This is a genomic window from Bacillus mycoides, from assembly GCF_018742245.1.
In the GTDB taxonomy this organism is placed as follows: domain Bacteria; phylum Bacillota; class Bacilli; order Bacillales; family Bacillaceae_G; genus Bacillus_A; species Bacillus_A cereus_U.
On the sequence record NZ_CP036132.1, the window covers coordinates 1,146,443 to 1,166,720 of the forward strand.

The window sequence follows — 20,278 nt, forward strand, 5'->3', positions numbered from 1 at the left end:
TAGAAGAAACAGCCCTAGCTCTACACAATATAGAGCTAAGGCTGTTTCTTTTTTACGCTGTTCCAATCTGATCTTGGTCTGCTACATCCGAATCGAATGTATTTGTTGCACTAACGCCACTAAAAGTGTTGACGACAAATCCGACATTGGAAGCCCCAGATCCGTTATAAGCTTTCGTATTTTCTTTCGGAGACACGTTATAAAAATCTCCTAAGTTGAAAGAGCCGTTACTGTTTTGAACGACAAGATTCCCTACAACCGAAGGCATACCATTCACCTACTTTACTAAGCTTTTTAATTACTATATGAATTATTTAGAGGAAGGTTCATCAGTAATAAATTGGCGGATTTGTAGCGTACGAGAATTATTAAAAACATAGTCAACATTGCCGATTTGGAAGCACGCGGAATTTAAAATTGTTCGCAAGTGAACATCATTTACTTCAATAAAAGGGCACTCATTTACAATATTCATTTTTACATCTGTTGTTCGCTTTGGAATTGTAATGTATTCATCTGTAAAGATTTCAAACGCATCAAAACGACCTTCACCTTTTATATAACAAGGGATTTCTCGGTGAACGATAAGTGCTCTATTTTTTAATTCTATTTGATTAGCATCCCCGACCTGGAAGACGGCTGCAACCCCCATAGAAACGATAGAAACATTTTGTACAATTGAAGTATGACGGAGCATAATTTTTCCTCTCCTCAACCTGGAGTCGGAGGGACATCTGTTACTAATGGTACAAATGGTCCCTCTGTAACGGATTCGAATGGCGTATCAAGAATTGAAGAAAGGATGAGAAGGTTAGCATCTCCAATTAAAAATAATGCGGAAGAAGAAACCCCGTTCATTTTAATCTGCCCTACTTTTAACTCACGGTTCACAACATTTAAATTCATACATACTTACTCCTTTCGGAAATTGCCCGGTATGTGTTGAATAAAGGAAAGGAAGGCTTTGTCAATATCTTGTTTCATCGCTTGAATAATGACGTCTCGTAAATAATCGGGATCTGTAGAAATACCCTCATACGATTGAACTTGTGACAAATAATACGGAAGTCTATGTTCCATCTGTTTTTTTATGTCATCCACCATCATTTGTCGATACATCTCATCAAGCGGCGTTCTCTCTTCTTGTTCAAAATGGAGAATTCGACTATATGCTTCTTCATCTAAATAGCGATGCATTTCTTGAAGGATACCTTGATAAAAGTCTGGATTTATTTCTGTTTCAGGATTTACTTTTAACGTTTCTGTATCTACTTGAAAATCTTCAATTTGTTGCTCTTTTGTTGAAAATGGATTCAAGCCAATATTTAAAGTGCCATTTAAATTTTCTACTTTTAATTGATCGAATTTATATTCCACTTTTCCTATAGAAGAGGAGGGGCGACTTTTTAACTCATTAAGCTCTTCTTGTAGTAGGCGAACTTGCTCTTCAAGGTTTAGAATAGTTTGCTGCTGTATTTGGAGAGCTTGCTGAAGTTGGTGTAGGTAAGTGTATATATCTTGATTCATTTTGTGAAACCTCCTTTTCAATAGGGAGGGTATATTAATGCTATATATTTATGATAAGGATGGTCTAAGAAGAACTAGTTGAAGGTTTAATAGAAATAATTTGTCCTTTCGCACTTAAAGGGCGAAGAGGTTCTGTAAATCCGCCAGAATTTGAGAATTTAGAAAGAGCCTTAATACTACCTGCAGTTCCAATTTGAAAAACGGAAGAGGTCGTAATGCTATCGATTCTAATGCTGTTAATGATGATACTTTGGTTCACATAAAAATTCAATGCAATCGCCTCCTTTAGCTCGAACCGATTATTGCTTGATCAATTACATCTGAATCATTGACAGTCGTTGAGCTTTGATAATTGTAGACAGAGATGTTATCCCCAACGTTAAATGAACCGGCTCCGGCAAAAGCGCGTGAATAACTAATAGGCCTAATCGCAAATACATCTCCAATATGAAAAATACCACTTGATCCAATATTAACGATACGAATATGTCCGACCATAGCTGGCATACAAAACACCTTTCATTTTTAAAATTTTCTTTTCTACTATTGTATGGGCGTTTTCAATAAAATGTGTCCTTTTTTGAAATAAAAGAAACACATACGTTATTGCGTATGTGTTTCGAACATTTGAGTGTGTGTGCAATCTGTATGTATAGGCCAAACAACATTTAAGAGCCTGTCCAGTTCTTGGCTACAATCCACTGTTTTTTGAGAAGTCATTCCGTAGCGTTCAGCAAAATAGATCATTTTTTCGCGTTTTTTTTCGATAGCTTGCTCAAACATTGAAATCGGCTCCATCTCTCAATAAATTTTATGTATATATGTAGTACATATTATACAAAAATTCCATAAAAAAGAAACACCTTCGCCAAAAAAAGTATAATTTCTACATTTTATGTCAAATGAAGGGTGAGGAACGAATGTAAGAAGGGAGGAATATTGTAAAAATTAGCGTGCGTGAGAAGGTTTTTTTCTTAAGGATGCGAATACAATTATAAGGTATGAGTTTTAGGATGGAGAGTGGGAATGTTGCGTTTTGTAACGGCGAAGAAAGAAGAAAAGGTATTTGTAGGTATTGTGGATGAAGAGGAAGAAAAGGTATTACATTTAAGAGAAGCGCAAAGACAAAAAGAGGAAAAGGTTACTATCCCAATTACCATGTTAGAGTGTATTGAAAGAGGAAGCGAATGTCTTGAGAAGGTGTGCGACATTGTAAATTGGGCGAAGGAAAATGCGGGATCGGCGTATTATCCGTTAGCAGAGGTGAAAATATTAGCACCGATTCCAAGGCCGAGAAAAAATATTCTTTGCGTTGGAAAGAACTATCGTGAGCATGCGGTAGAAATGGGCGGAGTAGAGTCTATCCCTGAAAATATAATGATTTTTACAAAGGCGCCAACAACAGTGATCGGAATTGATGAGCAAATTAATGGTCACCCTCACGCAACGAATGAACTTGATTACGAAGGTGAACTAGCAATCGTTATCGGTAAGCGAGGGAAACAAATAAAAATAGAAAAAGCTCTTGATCATGTTTTTGGATATACAGTTATAAATGATGTAACTGCTCGGGATATTCAAAGAAAACATAAACAATTTTTCCTAGGGAAAAGTTTCGATACATTTTGTCCAATGGGACCGTATTTAATTCATAAATCGATGGTTAGAACGCCGAATGCATTACACATTGAAACAGTGGTAAATGGAGAAGTAAGGCAAACTTCAAATACGAGAGAAATGATTTTTTCAGTAGAAGAAATTATTTCAACTATAAGTAAAGGTATGACATTAGAGCCAGGAGATATCATTGCAACAGGGACACCAGCTGGTGTTGGTAAAGGTTTTACACCACCAAAGTTTTTGCATGCTGGTGATGAAGTTGTTGTTACAGTAGAGGGAATTGGTACGCTAAGAAATATAGTGAAATGAAAAAAAGAGCTATCTTGTGAAAAGATAGCTCTTTTCTATGGGCGTGGATTAACGGAGTAATCTATAATGGCGAAAATATACAATCCGATTAATGCTAAAGTGCAAATTCCAATTAGCATAACTGCAAGTGCGCTTCTCTCACGGCCAAAACCGATAATTGTAAGGAAAACAGCAGTCCAAAATGATGTTTTAAGTAGTGTGAATGTATTAGGAGTTGAATAGTGATTGAGTAACGTTGTAGATAATATGAAGCCGATGAATGTCATAGAAATAAAAATTGTAGCTAAATAGTTAATGTGTTTACCGTATTTCAAAAGCATGCAGTTACCCCCTTTTTAACGAAAAACAGAATATTCAATTTTATTTTACGGTAAATTACTAAAAAAAGAAAGAGGTTGTCCTATATTTAGGACAACCTCACTATGATTAAGATAGTACAGCTTTAATTTTTTGGAATGCCCACTCTAAATCTTCTTCAGAGATTACTAGAGGTGGTGCAATACGAATTACGTTTTCGTGTGTTTCTTTACATAATAGCCCAGCTGCTTTTAGTTGTTCACAGTAAGGACGAGCTGGCTCGTTTAATTCGATACCGATGAATAAACCTTTACCGCGAATGTCAGTAATCATTGGGTTATCAATTTCTTTTAATTGCCCAACTAGTTTTTCTCCTAATTGAAGAGAACGCTCTGTTAATTTTTCTTCTTCTAATACTTCAAGAGCTGCGATAGAAACAGCACATGCAAGTGGGTTACCACCGAATGTAGAACCGTGAGAACCTGGCTCGAATACGCCTAAAATGTCGCTGTTTGCTGCAACACAAGAGATTGGGAATACGCCGCCGCCAAGTGCTTTACCAAGTATGTACATGTCAGGAGTTACATTGTCCCAGTCGCAAGCAAATACTTTACCAGTACGCCCTAAGCCTGTTTGGATTTCATCTGCTACGAATAAAACGTTTTCTTTTTTACATATTTCAAAAGCTTCTTGTAAGAAACCAGCTGGTGGAATGTTAATTCCTGCTTCACCTTGGATTGGCTCTAAAATGAATGCAGCTGTATTTGGTGTAATCGCAGCTTTTAACGCTTCTAAATCACCGTAAGGAATTACAATAATGCCAGGAAGCATTGGACCGAAGCCGCGCTTGTACTCTTCGTTTGATGACATAGAAACAGCACCCATTGTACGTCCGTGGAAGTTATCTTCACAAACGATGATTTCTGCACGGTTTGCCTCTACCTTTTTCACATCGTAAGCCCAGCGACGAGCTGTTTTAATTGCAGTTTCAACAGCCTCTGCGCCTGTATTCATAGGAAGTACCATATTTTTATTTGTTAGTTTCGCAACTTTTTCGTACCAAGGACCTAATTGATCGCTATGGAAAGCACGAGAAGTTAACGTCACTCGATTAGCTTGGTCAATTAAAGCGTTAATGATTTTTGGGTGACGATGACCTTGGTTTACTGCAGAATATGCACTTAGTAAGTCCATATAGCGGTTTCCTTCAGGATCTTCTACCCAAACACCTTCTGCTTTAGAAATAACGATTGGAAGTGGATGGTAGTTATTTGCCCCGTATGTGTCTGTAAGTTCGATAATATCCTTAGTTTGAATCATGATTGTTCCCCCTTTTGTTATTACAAGAAGTTTGTAAATACTCTAAATATTATAGCATTTAAATGTAAAAAAGCGAAACATTTCCTGAAAATAAATGAACATGTTATCATATAGAGTGAAAAAGTGTGAAAAGAGGAGGCAGGGATACGATGGTACATATGCATATTACAGCATGGGCGTTAGGATTAATTTTATTCTTCGTTGCGTATTCACTTTATTCAGCAGGAAGAAAAGGTAAAGGTGTACATATGGGGCTTCGCCTTATGTACATTATCATTATTGTGACAGGTTTCATGTTGTACATGAGTATTGTGAAGACGGCAACAGGTAGCATGCACATGTGGTACGGCATGAAAATGTTAGCTGGTATTTTAGTTATCGGTGGTATGGAAATGGTTCTTGTAAAAATGAGCAAGAACAAGGCAACAGGGGCAGTTTGGGGATTATTTATTGTCGCGCTAGTAGCGGTATTTTATCTTGGATTGAAATTACCAATTGGCTGGAAAGTATTTTAATTAAAAATAAAACCACCTTATGATCTCAAATGTTTGGGAGATAAGGTGGTTTTTTTATTTTATGTCGCATCGAGATGCAACTCTTCTCCGTTTACTTTCGTAAATCGTAAAATATTTTTATTAGAGGAAGAGTGGCGTACGAAATGATGCTGCAATGTACAAATCATTTCGTCGTTATCGAACAAAAGAATATTTACTCCTTCGCATGCTTCATCTTTCGGCAAGAATGATAAATAATTATGACAATACATGCAATCATATAAAGAGTAATTAAGTGATTGCAATGATTCGGTTAATAATGTAAAGACAGAGTCAGGTAATTCCTCAAGCCATTCATTATAGCTAAGAAGTAATTTTTTTCGAATTCGTATCATTTCCCCGTTTTGGAGAGAATGTTGTTCATTTGCAATTTGTAATATGTCTTGTTCATAAAAACGAGCTGGTAGCCAATTGTTGTTATATAAAATTTCAAAACCATCTTCAGCAATATCTTCTAATAGAAAAGCTTCATCATTTTCATCATCAAAGAATACCCATTCATTGTTTATATATTCGACATTACCGACTGTATGAGCGCGCGGTTGGTTATACAAAATATGTTTGCGTTGTACCATAGTTCATTTCTCCTTTTATAGAAATAGTTATTCTTGTTATGGACAGTTCGTACGTTCTTTATAACTAGACACACCTAAAGAGAGGTGGGCATACAATAAAACACGCTTTACACTGTGAAACTGCTATTCCATATATGGATAGTTAGTTATCGTCAAGTTTGTTGTTTTTATGTATCCGCACTCATAGGGTGGGGATTACTGCACGTTCAGAAACAGATATTAGATTAGGAAGGATGATTTTATGTGCGGGATTACAGGATGGGTGGATTATAAACGCTCATTAGAAGGGGAAAGGGACATCGTGACGAAGATGGCGGAAACGCTAGCGAAACGCGGTCCGGATGATAATAAAGTTTGGATTAAAGGGAACGTCGCATTTGGGCATAAACGGTTAATCGTTGTAGATCCTGAAGGTGGTAAACAACCCATGACTTGTTTGAAAGATGAAACTAGTTATGCGATTTGCTATAACGGAGAGCTCTACAATACAGAAGATATTCGCAAAGAGTTATTAAGAAGAGGTTATACATTTAAAGGGCATTCCGATACAGAAGTACTATTGGCCTCTTATATTGAATGGAAAGAAGAATGTGTTGATCATTTAAACGGCATATATGCGTTTGCAGTATGGGATGAGAAAAATGAACGAGTCTTTATTGCGAGAGATAGATTAGGTGTAAAACCGCTTTTTTATAAATATGATAGCGGACGATTATTATTTGGTTCAGAATTAAAAGCGATACTAGCGCATCCAGATGTGAAGGCGGAAGTAACGTTAGAGGGATTATCGGAAATATTCGGCCTTGGCCCATCTAGAACACCTGGTCACGGTATATATGCTGGTATTCAAGAACTGCGTCCGGGTCATGCGATGACGTTCTCAAAAGACGGTTTATGCATATGGAGATATTGGAATGTGGAAAGTAAAAAACATGAAGATTCATTTGAAGAAACAGTAGAGAAAACTCGTTTTTTATTACAAGATGCGATTACGAGACAATTAGTTTCTGACGTACCACTATGCGCTTTTTTATCAGGCGGTGTAGATTCAAGTGCTATAACAGCAATAGCTGCAAAAGAGTATGAAAGATCAGGAAAAGGGCAATTACACACGTATTCTGTTGACTATGAAGATAACGAAAAATACTTTAAAGCGAATGCGTTTCAGCCGAATTCAGATGCTCCATTTATTAATTTAATGACAGAGACATTTCAAACAATCCATCATCGCTGCGTTATTTCAAATGAACAACTAGCACAGTATTTAACAGAAGCAGTACTCGTTCGTGATTTGCCTGGTATGGCAGATATTGATTCGTCATTATTATGGTTTTGCCGTGAAATAAAACAAGATTTCGTCGTCGGTTTATCTGGAGAATGTGCAGATGAAATATTCGGTGGTTATCCGTGGTTTTATAGAGAAGATGATTTACAATCAAGTGCATTTCCGTGGATGCGTTCTACAGAAGCGCGTGAACAACTTCTAAAGAAAGAATGGAGAAATAAATTAAATTTACAACAATATGTGCAACAACGCTATGAAGAATCCATTCAAGAAGTTCCTATTTTAGAGGGAGAAAGCCCATTAGAAGCGAAGAGACGACAATTATTTTATTTAAACATGGTATGGTTTATGACAACATTATTAGACAGAAAAGACCGTATGAGTATGGGGGCAAGCTTAGAAGTACGCGTTCCATTTGCGGACCACCGACTTGTCGAATATGCGTGGAATATTCCTTGGGAAATGAAAATGTATAAAAACCGCGAAAAAGGTCTATTGCGTAAGGCGTTAGAAGGATTACTTCCAAATGATATATTGTATCGAAAGAAAAGCCCGTATCCGAAAACACATAATCCGCACTATACGAAAGCAGTCACAGTATGGCTCCAAGATTTATTAACGGATAAAGGCTCAATTTTGCATGAATTGTTCGATAAGGAGCAATTGAGCGGGTTGATTGAGTCGGGCGGAAGTGCATTCCGAACGCCATGGTTTGGTCAATTAATGACAGGGCCTCAACTTTTAGCTCATTTAGCACAAATTCATGTTTGGTTTAAAGAGTATGGGGTGAATATAAAAGAATAGGGAAAAGGGCGGCTTGCAAATTGTTGTGAGCTGCTTTTTTATTAAATTAATTATCATATAAAATTCAAAATTATATTAGAAATAATACTTATTTATAATTATTATTTTGACGTATTTATTATTGCTTGTTATACTTGAAAACAAATGTTCTTGAAAAAGATTCTCATTTCAAAAATTGAGTTGTCATATAGATGACGAATAAGAAAATAGGTTTGCTTGTGATGGTGTATGGAACGCCAGAGTCATTAGGTGATGTAGAGGTGTATTATACTCACCTTCGTCACGGGCATAAGCCGTCTGAAGAAGCACCCCAAGAGTTAATCGAACGGTATAAAGCAATTGGTGGAATTTCACCGCTTGCGAAAATAACGAAAGAGTAGGCGCATAAATTAACAGATTCAATGAATAAAATGTTTACAGAGTATGAATTTGTTTGTTACCTAGGTTTAAAGTGCATTGCCCTATTTAGAAGTTTTATCCCGCTATTTGTGGGCAATAAAACTCCCACCTCAAAATTCAGCTGGAGAAAAGAAGTTAGGTGGGAGTAGGCTGTCCGTAACTCCCCACTGATTAAAGTTTCACTTTATATGACAACCATTATGAATGTAAAGTTGTAACTGATGAATTAAATGCCGCATATTTTAGACCGAATATGCTCAATGCACAATCTGTATTTATCGATTGTTTAACTGGAGTTGTTTCCAAAAAAAATGAAGGAAATAGTTGACAAGGATTTAGTTTATAATAATTTTAAATAAATAATAATTACTGTGAAAGAAAGAGGAGGATCCCCCTTGATGAATCCAAATAATCGCTTAACAACAAACCAAGGTGCTCCAGTTGGAGACAACCAAAATTCTCGTACAGCTGGTCGCCGTGGACCGGTATTGTTAGAAGACTATCATTTAGTAGAAAAACTTGCACACTTTGATCGTGAACGTATTCCAGAGCGTGTTGTGCATGCACGTGGTGCAGGTGCTCACGGTGTATTCGTAACGAAAAACAGCATGAAGCAATATACGAAAGCGGCTTTTTTACAAAATGAAGGAACTGAAACGCCTGTATTCGTTCGTTTTTCAACGGTTATTCATGGTCAAGGTTCTCCTGAGACAGCTCGTGATCCGCGCGGGTTCGCTGTTAAATTTTATACAGAAGAAGGAAACTACGATATCGTAGGTAACCATTTACCAGTGTTCTTCATTCGTGACGCAATTAAATTCCCTGACATGGTGCATTCTTTAAAACCAGCACCTGATACAAATGTTCAAACGCCAGATCGTTACTGGGATTTCATGACGTTAACTCCAGAATCTACACATATGATGACATGGGTATTTTCTGATTATGGTACACCGGCAAACTATCGCGAAATGGAAGGTTTCGGTGTCCATTCATTTAAATGGATTAATGCAGAAGGTAAAATTGTTTACATTAAATATCACTGGAAGCCACAGCAAGGTGTACGTAATTTAAGTGCAAAAGAAGTGCAAGAAGTACAAGGAAAAGACTTCAATCATGCAACTCGTGACTTATTCGACGCGATTGAAAAAGGAAATTATCCGAAGTGGGATCTACACGTACAAGTGATGCAATTAGATGAAACGGATTCTTTAGATTTCGATCCACTAGATCCAACGAAAGTATGGCCAGAAGATCGCTTCCCGTTAATTGAAGTAGGGACAATGACGTTAAATCGTAATCCGAAAAACTTCTTCGCGGAAGTAGAGCAAGTAGCGTTCTCTCCAAGTGCAACTGTAACTGGTATTGAACCATCTGAAGATAAATTATTACAAGGTCGTTTATTCTCTTACCCAGATACGCAGCGTTATCGCCTTGGTGCAAACTATTTACAAATTCCTGTAAACTGCCCGTACGCAGCTGTTCGTAACCAACAACGTGATGGTGCGATGCAAGTGGATCAAAACCCATCTACAATCAACTATGAACCGAGTCGCCATACTGAAAATCCGGTTGAAGATCCAGCTTACCGCGATTCAACTATGAAAGTAGAAGGCTACGTATCTCGTGAAAAAATTGAGAAACCAAATGACTTCAAACAAGCGGGTGAGCGTTACCGTTCATTCTCTAAAGAAGAGCAAGATAACTTAATTGCAAACTTAACAAATGACTTAAAAGACGTAAATGAACGCACGAAATTACTAGCTGTTTGTAACTTCTTCCGTGCAGATCAAGAGTACGGTATGCGTTTAGCGCAGGCATTAAATGTTGATATTACGCAATATGTAGGGAATACTCCGAAATAAATAGGAAAAGACGACTGGAAGAATTTTCGGTCGTCTTTTTATTTTACTTGTAGCGTTAGGGGGTATTCTTCGCTTTTGTCATGTCGACATTTGTTGGTAAATCGATATATTAAAAAAACGTTGATATATTCACGAAATACAGGGTGGGGTATGCCGTCCAGTGCGATAAAAAAGAGATGGAATCTACTATTAATAGATTCCATTTCTTTTTATTTAATTTACTCGTTCAGTATACTCATAAGCTTTCTCGCCGTGCATCGAAATATCAAGCCCCATTTGTTCTTCATGCTCATCGACGCGAACAGGGAGGAAAAAGTTAATGGCTTTAATAATGGCGTACGTCATTATGATCGTGAATGCATATGTTGCCCCGATCGCTACAAGTTGTTTGAAAAGAAGTGCAGCATTCCCGTAAAATAATCCGTTAGCGCCATCACCGTTTACAGTAGTAGTTGCAAATAGTCCAGTTGCAATACCGCCCCAAGTTCCTCCGATGCCGTGGCATCCAAATGCATCGAGTGTATCGTCGTATCCGAATTTGTTTTTTAAGAAGAAGACAGCGCCGAAGCATAATATACCGCCAATTGCTCCGATAAGAAGAGCGGAGAAAGGTGTAACGAATCCGCAAGCTGGCGTAATTGCGACTAAACCAGAAACAACCCCGCAAGCAGCTCCCATCGCAGTCGGCTTTGATTGGAAGAACCATTCAGAAAGCATCCAAGTTAGAGCTGAGGCAGCGGCGGCTATATTTGTATTAATAAATGCAGTTAAAGCTACGTCATTTAAAGATAATGCACTACCGACGTTAAAACCGAACCAGCCGAACCAGAGTAAGCCTGCGCCTAACATTGTAAATGGTAAATGATGAGGAGAGGTACCGCTTATGTTTTTTCGTTTTCCTAGGAAGATAGCTAATACGAGACCGGCAACGCCAGATGTGATATGAACGACATTACCGCCAGCGAAGTCTAATGCGCCGAGTTCTCTCAGCCATCCGCCAACGCCCCATACCCAATGAGCGACAGGATTGTAAACGATTGTTGTCCAAAGAAGGATAAAAATAAGAAAGGCAGAAAATCGCATTCTTTCGGCGAATGCCCCTGAAATTAAAGCGGGAGTTAAAATAGCGAACATGAGTTGGAACATCATAAATAAATTGTGAGGAATAGTAGATGAGTAGTCTGGGTTTGGTGCGTAGGTAACTCCGTTTAGACCGAACCAATCGAGATTGCCGATAAGTCCGTGCCAATCTGGTCCGAATGATAAAGAATAACCGATAACAATCCATTGAATCGAAACGATAGCCATTGCGCTATAACTGTGCATGGTCGTGCTGAGTACGTTTTTACTGCGAACCATACCCCCGTAAAAAAGTGCTAATCCTGGTGTCATCAACATGACCATTACTGTGGTTACAAAAATAAAAACTGTATCTCCCGTATTCATTCTCTCTCCTCCTATGATGTTAGAAAAAATAACATCGACTTGTTATGTTTCATATCATATTCGAAATAAAAAGAAAAATCAACTAAAAATTCAGAAAACTTTTCAAGTTATGTTAGAAAACCTAACATTAGGTATTTTGGAGGAATAAAATCAACGTATGCGATTTGTTCTGAAAATTGGTATAATATTCTTACAATTGGAAGTTTGGGGGATGCGTGTGAAAAAAATATGGACTAAGGAACTATTCATTTGTTTTTGTTTAGCTGTTATTTTGTTTGTACCAGTACATACTTTTGCGGAAGAAAAAAGGGAATGGCGAGATGAAGTTATATATTCCATTATGACTGATCGCTTTAATAACGGAGAACCGAAAAATGACAAACAGTTAGACGTTGGTAATTTAGAAGGGTATCAGGGCGGAGATATAAGAGGGATTATAAAAAGATTGGACTACATAAAAGAAATGGGATTTACTACTATTATGCTTTCTCCGCTTTTTGAAAGTGAAAAGTATGATGGATTAGGCGTTCAAAACTTTCAAAAAGTAAATGAACATTTCGGAACAGAAAATGATGTGAAAGAACTTGTAAATGAGGCTCATCAAAAAGGAATGAAAGTTGTCTTTCAATTTCCGTATGAAGAAAATGAACAAAGATTAATAGACTCGATGAAATGGTGGATAAAGGAAGTCGATTTAGACGGAAGTTATGTGATACATAGTGAAAAAAAGCCGCGTACTTTTTGGGATGAAGTGCAAAAGGATTTGCAGAAGGTAAAGAAAGATTTTCGCATTATGACAAAGGAAGATAATGAGTACTATAAAAAAATAGTAGAGTCATTTTCAAAAGCAGATATGTCTGTGAAACCTTTATATGATGTGAGCGGAAGAGAAGAGGAATTCGCTACGTTTTTAGATAATCAAGAAACAAAGCGATTTGCGCGTATTGCAAAAGAAAATATGTATTACCCGCCGTCTCGTTTAAAACTAGCGCTCACTTACTTATATACATCCCCAGGGATACCGAATTTTTATTACGGAACTGAAATCGCATTAGATGGAGGGGATGCTCCAGATAATAGACGATTAATGGATTTCAAATCGGATGAAAAGTTTATGCAGCATATAACGAAGCTAGGTGAACTTAGACAAGCGAGACCATCTTTACGACGCGGTACGTTTGAACTTCTATATGATAAAGATGGAATGAGTATACTAAAAAGAAAGTATAAAGACGAAGTAACATTAGTAGCGATTAATAATACGAAAGAAACGCAAAAAGTTTCCTTACCTGTAAGTGCAATTGGTGATAAACAAGAGTTAAGAGGATTGTTAGAAGACGAAATTATAAGAGAAGAAAACGGAAAATTTTACCTTGTTTTAAAGCGCGAAGAGTCGAATGTGTATAAAGTTAGCGAAGAAACTGGTGTGAATTGGTTATTTATCTCCTTAATAGTCGGTGTGAATGTATTGTTTATTGCATTTTTAATTGTGGTTAAAAAGAGGAGGAAATGAGGGGGCTCTCTTTTGTGCTAAATTGATAGTTTATGATGAGGTGAGATGTTTGAGAAAAAGAAGTGGTTCGCTCTATGTTTATCCCGCTATTTGTGGGCAGTAAAACTCCCACCTCAAAATGCGGCTGGAGCAAAGAAGTTAGGTGGGAGATCAACTGCCCGTAAACGCCCGATTGGTGCGGGCTAATAATCAGTGGGGATGAACAAAACCCCCACTGATTAAAGTTTCACTGTATGTCTTCTTATCGTATTCGTAAGTTTGCATTTTTGGGACAACGGTGACGATGGGGAATTTGTTCGGTGGGGCGATAGTGTTCATTCTGTTGATACAGCGGTTCTTAAGCGAAGTAATATTAAATACAAAGTTGAAAATGATAAAGTTTATATTCCAGAAAAATCATTTGATAAAGCGATAATGTGTTGCTCTTAAAAATGTGTACAACTTAAAATGTTATAACCCTTAATAAGTAAAAAACTCCTCTAATGAGAGGAGTTTTCTTTTTAGCGATAGTTAATGAACTGTACGTCGATTGGTAAGTCAACGCTGCGAACGGCTGCGATTACTGCTTGTAAGTCATCACGGCTTTTCGCTGTTACGCGTACTTGGTCATCTTGCACTTGTGTTTTCACTTTTAATTTCATTTCTTTAATGATGTTGTTGATTTTTTTCGCGTTATCTTTATCGATACCTTGTTGCAGAGTTGCACGTTGGCGAACAGTGTTACCAGATGCAGCCTCAACTTTTCCGTAGTCCAAGTTTTTAATTGGAACGTTACGTTTTACAAGTTTAGAAATTAGAACGTCTTTTACTTGGTCTAATTTGAACTCGTCATCAGAAGTTAAAACAAGTACTTCTTTTTCTAATTTAATATCACTTTTACTACCTTTAAAGTCATATCGGTTTTGGATTTCCTTTAATGCGATGTTAATTGCGTTTGTTACTTCAGGTAATTCTACTTTCGAAACGATGTCAAAAGAACTGTCTTTTGCCATAGTTAGCACCTCCAAATAAATTTCTATCTTTTAATGCACCTAAATAGGCTATGTAATATACATATTAAAGTATAGCGGAAAATACATCGATTAGATAGAGTGTTGCAACTTAAGTGTTTTGACGGATCATCCGTAGGGTAATATAGTCCTATAGATAAAGTCTTTATTTAATTATAGTGAATTTTGGGCAGTTGGACAAATAAAGGAAAAATCGTGTTATAATTAACTTTTGTTTGGAATGATAAAAAAGATAACTTTATATATATAGAAGGGAATTAAAAAATATGTATTTGCAATTAGGATCGATTGAACAGGTAACTGTTTTACGCGAAACGGAAATCGGATATATGGTTGGAAACGAAGAGGAAGAAATCTTCCTACATAAAAACGAATTAGCTGGAGAAATTGCAGAAGGCGATACGATTGATGTATTCTTATACCTTGATCACCAAAATCGTATTTCAGCAACAATGAAGGAACCAATTATTACAACACATGATTGGAATTGGGTAAAGGTTGTAGAAGTTATTCCTAGTTTAGGTGTGTTTGTTGATATTGGTGTATCAAAAGATATACTAATTCCACTTGATGAGTTTCCAATTTATATGCCAGTATGGCCTCAGGAAGGCGACGAATTATATTGTACGTTAAAATTAACGAATCGTGATCGTTTAATTGCTCTTCCGGCAAGAGACAGTGATATGCAAGAAATTATCGTAGATGCAACGCCATCTATGCGTAATAAAAATGTAAATGGACGTGTGTATCGCTCACTTCAAGTTGGTTCATTCATACTAACTGACGAGCATTTCCGTGCTTTCTTACACCATACAGAAAGAAAAGAACAAGTCCGCATCGGTGAGCGCGTAACAGGCCGTATCATTGACGTGAAAGATGACGGTACAATCAACATTTCACTTCTTCCTCGTAAAGAAGAAGGAATGGAAGATGATGCAGCAGTACTTTATGCATATATGGAAGAACGAGGCGGAGCGATGCCGTTTTGGGATAAGAGCAACCCAGAAGACATTAAAGAACGTTTCAATATGAGTAAAGCTGCCTTTAAGCGTGCACTTGGTAAACTGATGAAAGAAGAAAAGATTTACCAAGAAGAAGGCTGGACTTACTTTAAAAAATAAAGTGAATGAAAAAGATCTATTTTTCTCTAGTTTGTTAGGAGGAAAATAGGTCTTTTTTTATTTCATTTTTTTGTAAAAAAAGACAAATTAATTGAAAATTAGATATTTTCTTGATATTATTCGAATTGTTGGGGATTATTTTAAAAAAGGAGAAGTTTCTTCTAGTTTCAATCCTATTACAAATAGTAGTGTAGAGAATGTAACGGAACAAGGATGTATTCCTGGATGGATTCGAGGAGACGGGACAAGTTGTGATCCAAAAGATGTTTCTCATCAGGAAAGTTTTACAGGAGGTTCATCTATTTTATTAGAGCGTAGCCAATACGGTGGTTCAAATATAGGATATGGTCAGCATATAGACTTAAATCAGAAAAAGGCAGAAACATTAACGCTAACAGGAATGTCTAAATCTGAAAATGTAGAAAATGATGCTACAGATAAATTATCTAGAGACTACTCTGTTTGGGCAGATGTACATTATCAAGATGGCAGCGGTGAAAATTATCAAGCGAAATTCCCAAGTGGGACAAATGATTGGAACCGTAGTGCGGTTGTCATTCCAGCTAAGAAACCAATTAAGCGGATTCAAGTGTACCTATTATTTAGAAACAATAATAAAGGAAAAGTATGGTTTGATGATGTTCGTTTATTAGAAGGAAATGCTCTTATTAAAAATGAGTACGACAACGACGGAAATGTTGTTGCTGCATATGATGAAGAGGGGCAAAAAAATACATTCACGTACGATGCATCAGGAAATAAAAAGAGCGAGACAGATGAAAAAAGAAATACAAAATTATATGATTACAATAAAGATAATCTATTAACAAAGGTTACCCTGAAAAATGGTACTTCTGTAAATTATCTTTATGATCATAATGGAAATACAACAGAGAAATCTGTCATGTTTGGTGGGAAAACACAAACACACAAATATGAATATGATGTAGATAATAAAAATACAGTGTATATCGATGCATTAAACCGTCGTATTGAAAATACGTACGATGAAAATGCAAACAAGATTAAAACAACAATGCCAAACGGCTCTATTTTAGAATCTGTATATGACTCAGCAGATCGCGTCATTGGTGAAAAGCGAAATGGAAAAGATTCATTTACATTTGAACGTGATCAGAATGGACAAGTTACGAAAGTAAAAGACCATGTCAACGGTGTAGAACGTACAAAAACATACGATAAGGCTGACCGCGCGACAAGTGCAACGGATAGCCGGGGCGGAAAGATTGACTGGACGTATCATGACAAAGCAAACAGTAAGACAGAAAAGCTAAAAGAACAAACAGTAACGCAAGGTGGATACACAAATAAAGTATCGTATGACTACAACACGTTAGATCAAAATATTCGTGTGACAGACGGTTCTCAAACGTATCGATTTGATTACGACGATCAAGGAAATGTTCGTACGTATACAGCCGGAAATGGTTCAGGTTCTACATTCAACTATGACCATGCGAACAAAATTAAAGATTTAGTAGTAGGTACGTCAAACAGTATTCTACTTTCTGAACGATATGAATATGACCAAGCGGGTAACCGTACGAAGATTAAACATGAAGGTGCGGGCGGAAAAGTAACAGAAACAAACTTTGTATATGACCCGATCAACCAACTATTAAACGAGACATTACAAAACGGAACAAGTAAATCGTACACATATGATGGATTTGGCAACCGTACAAGTGTGAAAGTTGTAGAGAATGGAAAAGAAACAAAGTCTATAGCGGCAACATTCAATGAAGGAAATCAGCTTGTAAAATTCGGAAACGAATCGTTAACGTATGATGCGAATGGAAATCGTACATCTGACGGGAAGTACAAGTATACATGGAATGAAGATGACCAGATTGTTGCGATTACGAAACAGGATGAGAGTAATCCATTTGCAACTTATAAATATGACGATGGTAATCGCCGTATTGAAAAGAATGTAGGTGGAACCGTAACACGCTACTTCTATGATGGAGATAGTATCAATCCATTGTATGAAACAGATGGAAGTGGAAAAGTCCTCCGTCAATATGTATATAACAAAGACGGCGTCCGCCTAGCAATGAAAATACAAGATCAATCGGTATACTACCACTACAATCCGCGCGGTGACGTAGTAGCGATGACCGACAAAAACGGACAAATAGTCGCAAGCTATGAATATGATGCGTGGGGTAACGTATTAAAGAGTGATACGAAAGGTATCGCGGCAGATAATCCATTTGGATATGCGGGATACATGTATGATAAAGAAATTGGCATGTATTATTTGATGGCACGTTATTATAATCCAGATCATGGTGTGTTCTTATCGGTGGATCCTGATCCGGGTGATGAGGATGATCCGGTTACAATGAATGGGTATACGTATGCAGACAATAATCCGGTAATGAAGATCGATCCTGATGGGCATGCTCCATGGTGGGTTGCAAGTGCAGCAATGGGTGCTGGTTTTGGATTAGCTTCTTATTTATACAAAAACAGGAAGAGTGGATATAGTTGGAAAGGTGCTTTAAAAGCCACAGGGACAGGTGCTTTACGTGGTTTGGCTTTCGGAGGAGTAGGGAGAGTTTTAGGTTTTATAGCTCCTATGAAAGGTGGGCAAGACTTCTGGGGAAAACTATCCAAGGAAGAGTGACTGTCCCGTTTAAACAGGTCGGTCGTAATGTATCCCGATTGGCTAAAAATCCGAAAAAACATTTTGGAAGGCTTCCAGGAGCGAGGTTAGAGAGTATAGCTAAAGCGAGGAAGAATTCTACAAAAGCAAAGTTAATGCGTATTTCTAATGCGATAGGAAAGCGTAAATAAATTTAAAGAAGGAGAATTGATAGCGGTTTTGGAATTTATTGTGATTCTTGTTTTAAATATTTTAATAGCGTCTGTTATTCTTTTGCAAGATTACTATGCGGGTAGTATAAAACCATTTTATTATCAAAAAATCGCTGCTGCGGTTATAGTTATACGTTCATTTTTGAGTATATGGATTACCTATTCTATGATAGCTACACTATTGGGGACATTAAAAATTTTAGTAGTTCAATCAGTTATATTACTTTGCCTTTGGGGGCTTATGCAGTATGTAAAGAAGTGCGGGGGAAAGTGGTATATTACAATGATGGCACTTATTATTTATGGTCTTAGCTGTTATTTTCATATTATGTATGCTATGACAGTGTAGAAGAAGTTTATAAAATGTAGGAAATATTGGTGTATATAATGTTGGTTTAATTGTAGTTGTATTAGCGATGGTGTTAAAAAAGAGACACTATAAGGTGGTAACGGTGTTAGTGGTGAGTCTAATATATATATTCATAGCAACCTATACTCCATATAGGTCGTTCTTTAGTAATACAATTAATATATTAATACTAATCGCTTTGATGATTAGTGGAATATTAGCTAGTATTTTTGAAAAAGAAAAGTAAAGCCGATTCGGTGTATCTCAAAATCTAAACAAATAGTTTGATTTTGGGATACACTTTTTTATTTTAAATAAACAGCAAACCTTATATGTGCTTCTGATGCTATGGGAAAATAACTTGTAAAATTTAGGGATGGATTGTTAACGTATGATGCAAATGGAAATCGTACATCAGATGGAAAGTACAAGTATACGTGGAACGAAGATGACCAGATTGTAGCGATTACGAAACAGGATGAGAGCGATGCATTTGCAACTTATAAATATGACGATGATAATCGCCGTATTGAAAAGAATGTAGGTGGAACCGTAACACGCTACTTCTATGATGGAGATAGTATCAATCCATTGTATGAAACAGATGGAAGTGGAAAAGTCCTTCGTCAATATGTATATTCTACAAGTGGTACACGTCTAGCAATGAAATCGCAAGGACAAACGTTATACTACCACTATAACCCTCGTGGTGATGTAGTTGCGATGACAGATCAAAATAGAGAAGTTGTTGCAACGTATGAATATGATGCATGAGGTAATGTGTTAAAGGGTGATACGAAAGGTATCGCAGCAGACAATCCATTTGGATATGCGGGATACATGTATGATAAAGAAATTGGCATGTATTATTTGATGGCACGTTATTATAATCCTGAGCATGGTGTGTTCTTATCGGTAGATCCTGATCCGGGTGATGAGGATGATCCGGTTACAATGAATGGATATACGTATGGTGATAATAATCCGGTGATGATGGTGGATCCGGATGGGCATTGGGCATATCGTCCTTGGGGGACGACACAATTGTGGGTTTATGATAAAAGAACAGCTTATGCCAACTCTAGGGGAGTAAGAGCGGGAATAAAAAGTTGGGCTGAGAGCTATGGTTTTAATTTTTCTGGAGCTGGTAAGGTCATGCCTTTTGGAATAGCTGGATATGCAGGTTGGTCCGGATCTATAAAACAATCAAAACAAAAAGCAGGTAGCGTAAAAGTTGGAAATAGAGTCGGAAAATATGCAGTTGTGAATAATGCGAAAAAAACAGCGACTAAAGCACTAATTATGAGGGGAAGTAAGGCTTTGGGGATATATGGATTTCTTCCAGATACAGGAGTGTTTTTAGATGGATATTATAAAGGTTATAAAACAGCATATAAAAATTATAATCCTAAAAGAAACTCTAGGAAAAGTAAGAGATAG

The 20,278-nt window shown here is 37.0% G+C and carries 20 protein-coding genes and 4 pseudogenes; 12 read left to right on the plus strand and 12 right to left on the minus strand.

The window, feature by feature from the left end:
* Positions 1–52 precede the first annotated feature (52 nt).
* From gerPF to EXW56_RS05790, 7 genes are all read right to left on the minus strand, one after another.
* Positions 53–268, minus strand: coding sequence for a spore germination protein GerPF (gene gerPF, locus EXW56_RS05760; RefSeq protein ID WP_001141570.1), 216 nt, complete (start codon positions 266–268; stop codon positions 53–55).
* Positions 269–310: 42 nt separating this feature from the next.
* Entirely contained in the window at positions 311–697 is a 387-nt protein-coding gene (locus EXW56_RS05765) for a spore germination protein GerPE (protein WP_002140807.1), read from the minus strand.
* Positions 698–711: 14 nt separating this feature from the next.
* A complete protein-coding gene (gene gerPD, locus EXW56_RS05770; RefSeq protein ID WP_001052805.1) occupies positions 712–906 on the minus strand; it encodes a spore germination protein GerPD in 195 nt (64 codons plus the stop codon).
* A 6-nt stretch (positions 907–912) separates the two neighbouring features.
* Positions 913–1,527: a spore germination protein GerPC gene (locus EXW56_RS05775; RefSeq protein WP_002158914.1), complete on the minus strand. Its 615-nt coding sequence runs from the start codon at positions 1,525–1,527 to the stop codon at positions 913–915.
* Positions 1,528–1,591: 64 nt separating this feature from the next.
* Complete coding sequence (gene gerPB, locus EXW56_RS05780) at positions 1,592–1,798, minus strand: spore germination protein GerPB (RefSeq protein WP_002201409.1); 207 nt, start codon at positions 1,796–1,798, stop codon at positions 1,592–1,594.
* Between the two features lie 14 nt (positions 1,799–1,812).
* Positions 1,813–2,034 carry a spore germination protein GerPA gene (gerPA, locus tag EXW56_RS05785; protein WP_002201408.1) on the minus strand — a complete coding sequence of 74 codons (222 nt, stop codon included), beginning with the start codon at positions 2,032–2,034 and terminating at the stop codon, positions 1,813–1,815.
* Between the two features lie 96 nt (positions 2,035–2,130).
* Entirely contained in the window at positions 2,131–2,310 is a 180-nt protein-coding gene (locus EXW56_RS05790; protein WP_002087032.1) for an aspartyl-phosphate phosphatase Spo0E family protein, read from the minus strand.
* 243 nt (positions 2,311–2,553) lie between these two features.
* Here EXW56_RS05790 and EXW56_RS05795 point away from each other — a divergent pair, with 243 nt between their 5' ends.
* Positions 2,554–3,456, plus strand: coding sequence for a fumarylacetoacetate hydrolase family protein (locus tag EXW56_RS05795; RefSeq protein ID WP_002201407.1), 903 nt, complete (start codon positions 2,554–2,556; stop codon positions 3,454–3,456).
* 35 nt (positions 3,457–3,491) lie between these two features.
* Here EXW56_RS05795 and EXW56_RS05800 read toward each other — a convergent pair whose 3' ends face one another.
* Together EXW56_RS05800 and rocD are read right to left on the minus strand one after the other, a co-directional pair.
* The gene (locus tag EXW56_RS05800) at positions 3,492–3,776 is read right to left on the minus strand and encodes a hypothetical protein (protein ID WP_002201406.1); all 285 of its coding nucleotides are present in this window, start codon (positions 3,774–3,776) and stop codon (positions 3,492–3,494) included.
* Positions 3,777–3,882: 106 nt separating this feature from the next.
* Complete coding sequence (gene rocD / locus EXW56_RS05805; protein ID WP_002201405.1) at positions 3,883–5,073, minus strand: ornithine aminotransferase; 1,191 nt, start codon at positions 5,071–5,073, stop codon at positions 3,883–3,885.
* Positions 5,074–5,222: 149 nt separating this feature from the next.
* Between rocD and EXW56_RS05810 the strand changes: the two genes are divergently transcribed.
* Positions 5,223–5,588 carry a YisL family protein gene (locus EXW56_RS05810; RefSeq protein ID WP_002201404.1) on the plus strand — a complete coding sequence of 122 codons (366 nt, stop codon included), beginning with the start codon at positions 5,223–5,225 and terminating at the stop codon, positions 5,586–5,588.
* A gap of 59 nt (positions 5,589–5,647) precedes the next feature.
* On the opposite strand, the gene EXW56_RS05815 is transcribed toward EXW56_RS05810, so the two are convergent.
* Entirely contained in the window at positions 5,648–6,202 is a 555-nt protein-coding gene (locus EXW56_RS05815; RefSeq protein ID WP_002201403.1) for a DUF2777 domain-containing protein, read from the minus strand.
* A 241-nt stretch (positions 6,203–6,443) separates the two neighbouring features.
* On the opposite strand from EXW56_RS05815, the gene asnB reads away from it, so the two are divergent.
* The 4 genes and pseudogenes from asnB to katB all read left to right on the plus strand — a co-directional run bounded on the left by asnB (position 6,444) and on the right by katB (position 10,555).
* The gene (asnB, locus tag EXW56_RS05820) at positions 6,444–8,291 is read left to right on the plus strand and encodes an asparagine synthase (glutamine-hydrolyzing) (RefSeq protein WP_002201402.1); all 1,848 of its coding nucleotides are present in this window, start codon (positions 6,444–6,446) and stop codon (positions 8,289–8,291) included.
* Between the two features lie 191 nt (positions 8,292–8,482).
* Positions 8,483–8,758, plus strand: a pseudogene (locus EXW56_RS05825) (ferrochelatase); the annotation flags it as partial.
* 113 nt (positions 8,759–8,871) lie between these two features.
* Positions 8,872–9,049, plus strand: a pseudogene (locus tag EXW56_RS05830) (ferrochelatase); the annotation flags it as partial.
* Between the two features lie 39 nt (positions 9,050–9,088).
* Positions 9,089–10,555, plus strand: a complete 1,467-nt coding sequence (gene katB / locus EXW56_RS05835; protein WP_215597566.1) for a catalase KatB — start codon at positions 9,089–9,091, stop codon at positions 10,553–10,555.
* A 213-nt stretch (positions 10,556–10,768) separates the two neighbouring features.
* Here katB and EXW56_RS05840 read toward each other — a convergent pair whose 3' ends face one another.
* Complete coding sequence (locus EXW56_RS05840) at positions 10,769–12,001, minus strand: ammonium transporter (protein ID WP_002158903.1); 1,233 nt, start codon at positions 11,999–12,001, stop codon at positions 10,769–10,771.
* Between the two features lie 157 nt (positions 12,002–12,158).
* Between EXW56_RS05840 and EXW56_RS05845 the strand changes: the two genes are divergently transcribed.
* Together EXW56_RS05845 and EXW56_RS27530 are read left to right on the plus strand one after the other, a co-directional pair.
* Positions 12,159–13,514, plus strand: coding sequence for an alpha-amylase family glycosyl hydrolase (locus tag EXW56_RS05845; protein ID WP_002201399.1), 1,356 nt, complete (start codon positions 12,159–12,161; stop codon positions 13,512–13,514).
* Positions 13,515–13,757: 243 nt separating this feature from the next.
* Positions 13,758–13,943, plus strand: a complete 186-nt coding sequence (locus EXW56_RS27530; protein WP_232302909.1) for a hypothetical protein — start codon at positions 13,758–13,760, stop codon at positions 13,941–13,943.
* A 71-nt stretch (positions 13,944–14,014) separates the two neighbouring features.
* On the opposite strand, the gene EXW56_RS05850 is transcribed toward EXW56_RS27530, so the two are convergent.
* Entirely contained in the window at positions 14,015–14,506 is a 492-nt protein-coding gene (locus EXW56_RS05850; protein WP_002116984.1) for a YajQ family cyclic di-GMP-binding protein, read from the minus strand.
* Positions 14,507–14,790: 284 nt separating this feature from the next.
* On the opposite strand from EXW56_RS05850, the gene EXW56_RS05855 reads away from it, so the two are divergent.
* From EXW56_RS05855 to EXW56_RS05870, 4 genes and pseudogenes are all read left to right on the plus strand, one after another.
* Positions 14,791–15,645 (plus strand): CvfB family protein, encoded by an 855-nt coding sequence (locus EXW56_RS05855; protein ID WP_002011240.1) that lies wholly within the window; start codon positions 14,791–14,793, stop codon positions 15,643–15,645.
* Between the two features lie 904 nt (positions 15,646–16,549).
* Positions 16,550–18,163: pseudogene (locus EXW56_RS05860) on the plus strand (RHS repeat domain-containing protein); the annotation flags it as partial.
* A 321-nt stretch (positions 18,164–18,484) separates the two neighbouring features.
* Positions 18,485–18,838, plus strand: a complete 354-nt coding sequence (locus EXW56_RS05865; protein ID WP_002201395.1) for a hypothetical protein — start codon at positions 18,485–18,487, stop codon at positions 18,836–18,838.
* 360 nt (positions 18,839–19,198) lie between these two features.
* Positions 19,199–20,278: pseudogene (locus tag EXW56_RS05870) on the plus strand (RHS repeat-associated core domain-containing protein); the annotation flags it as partial.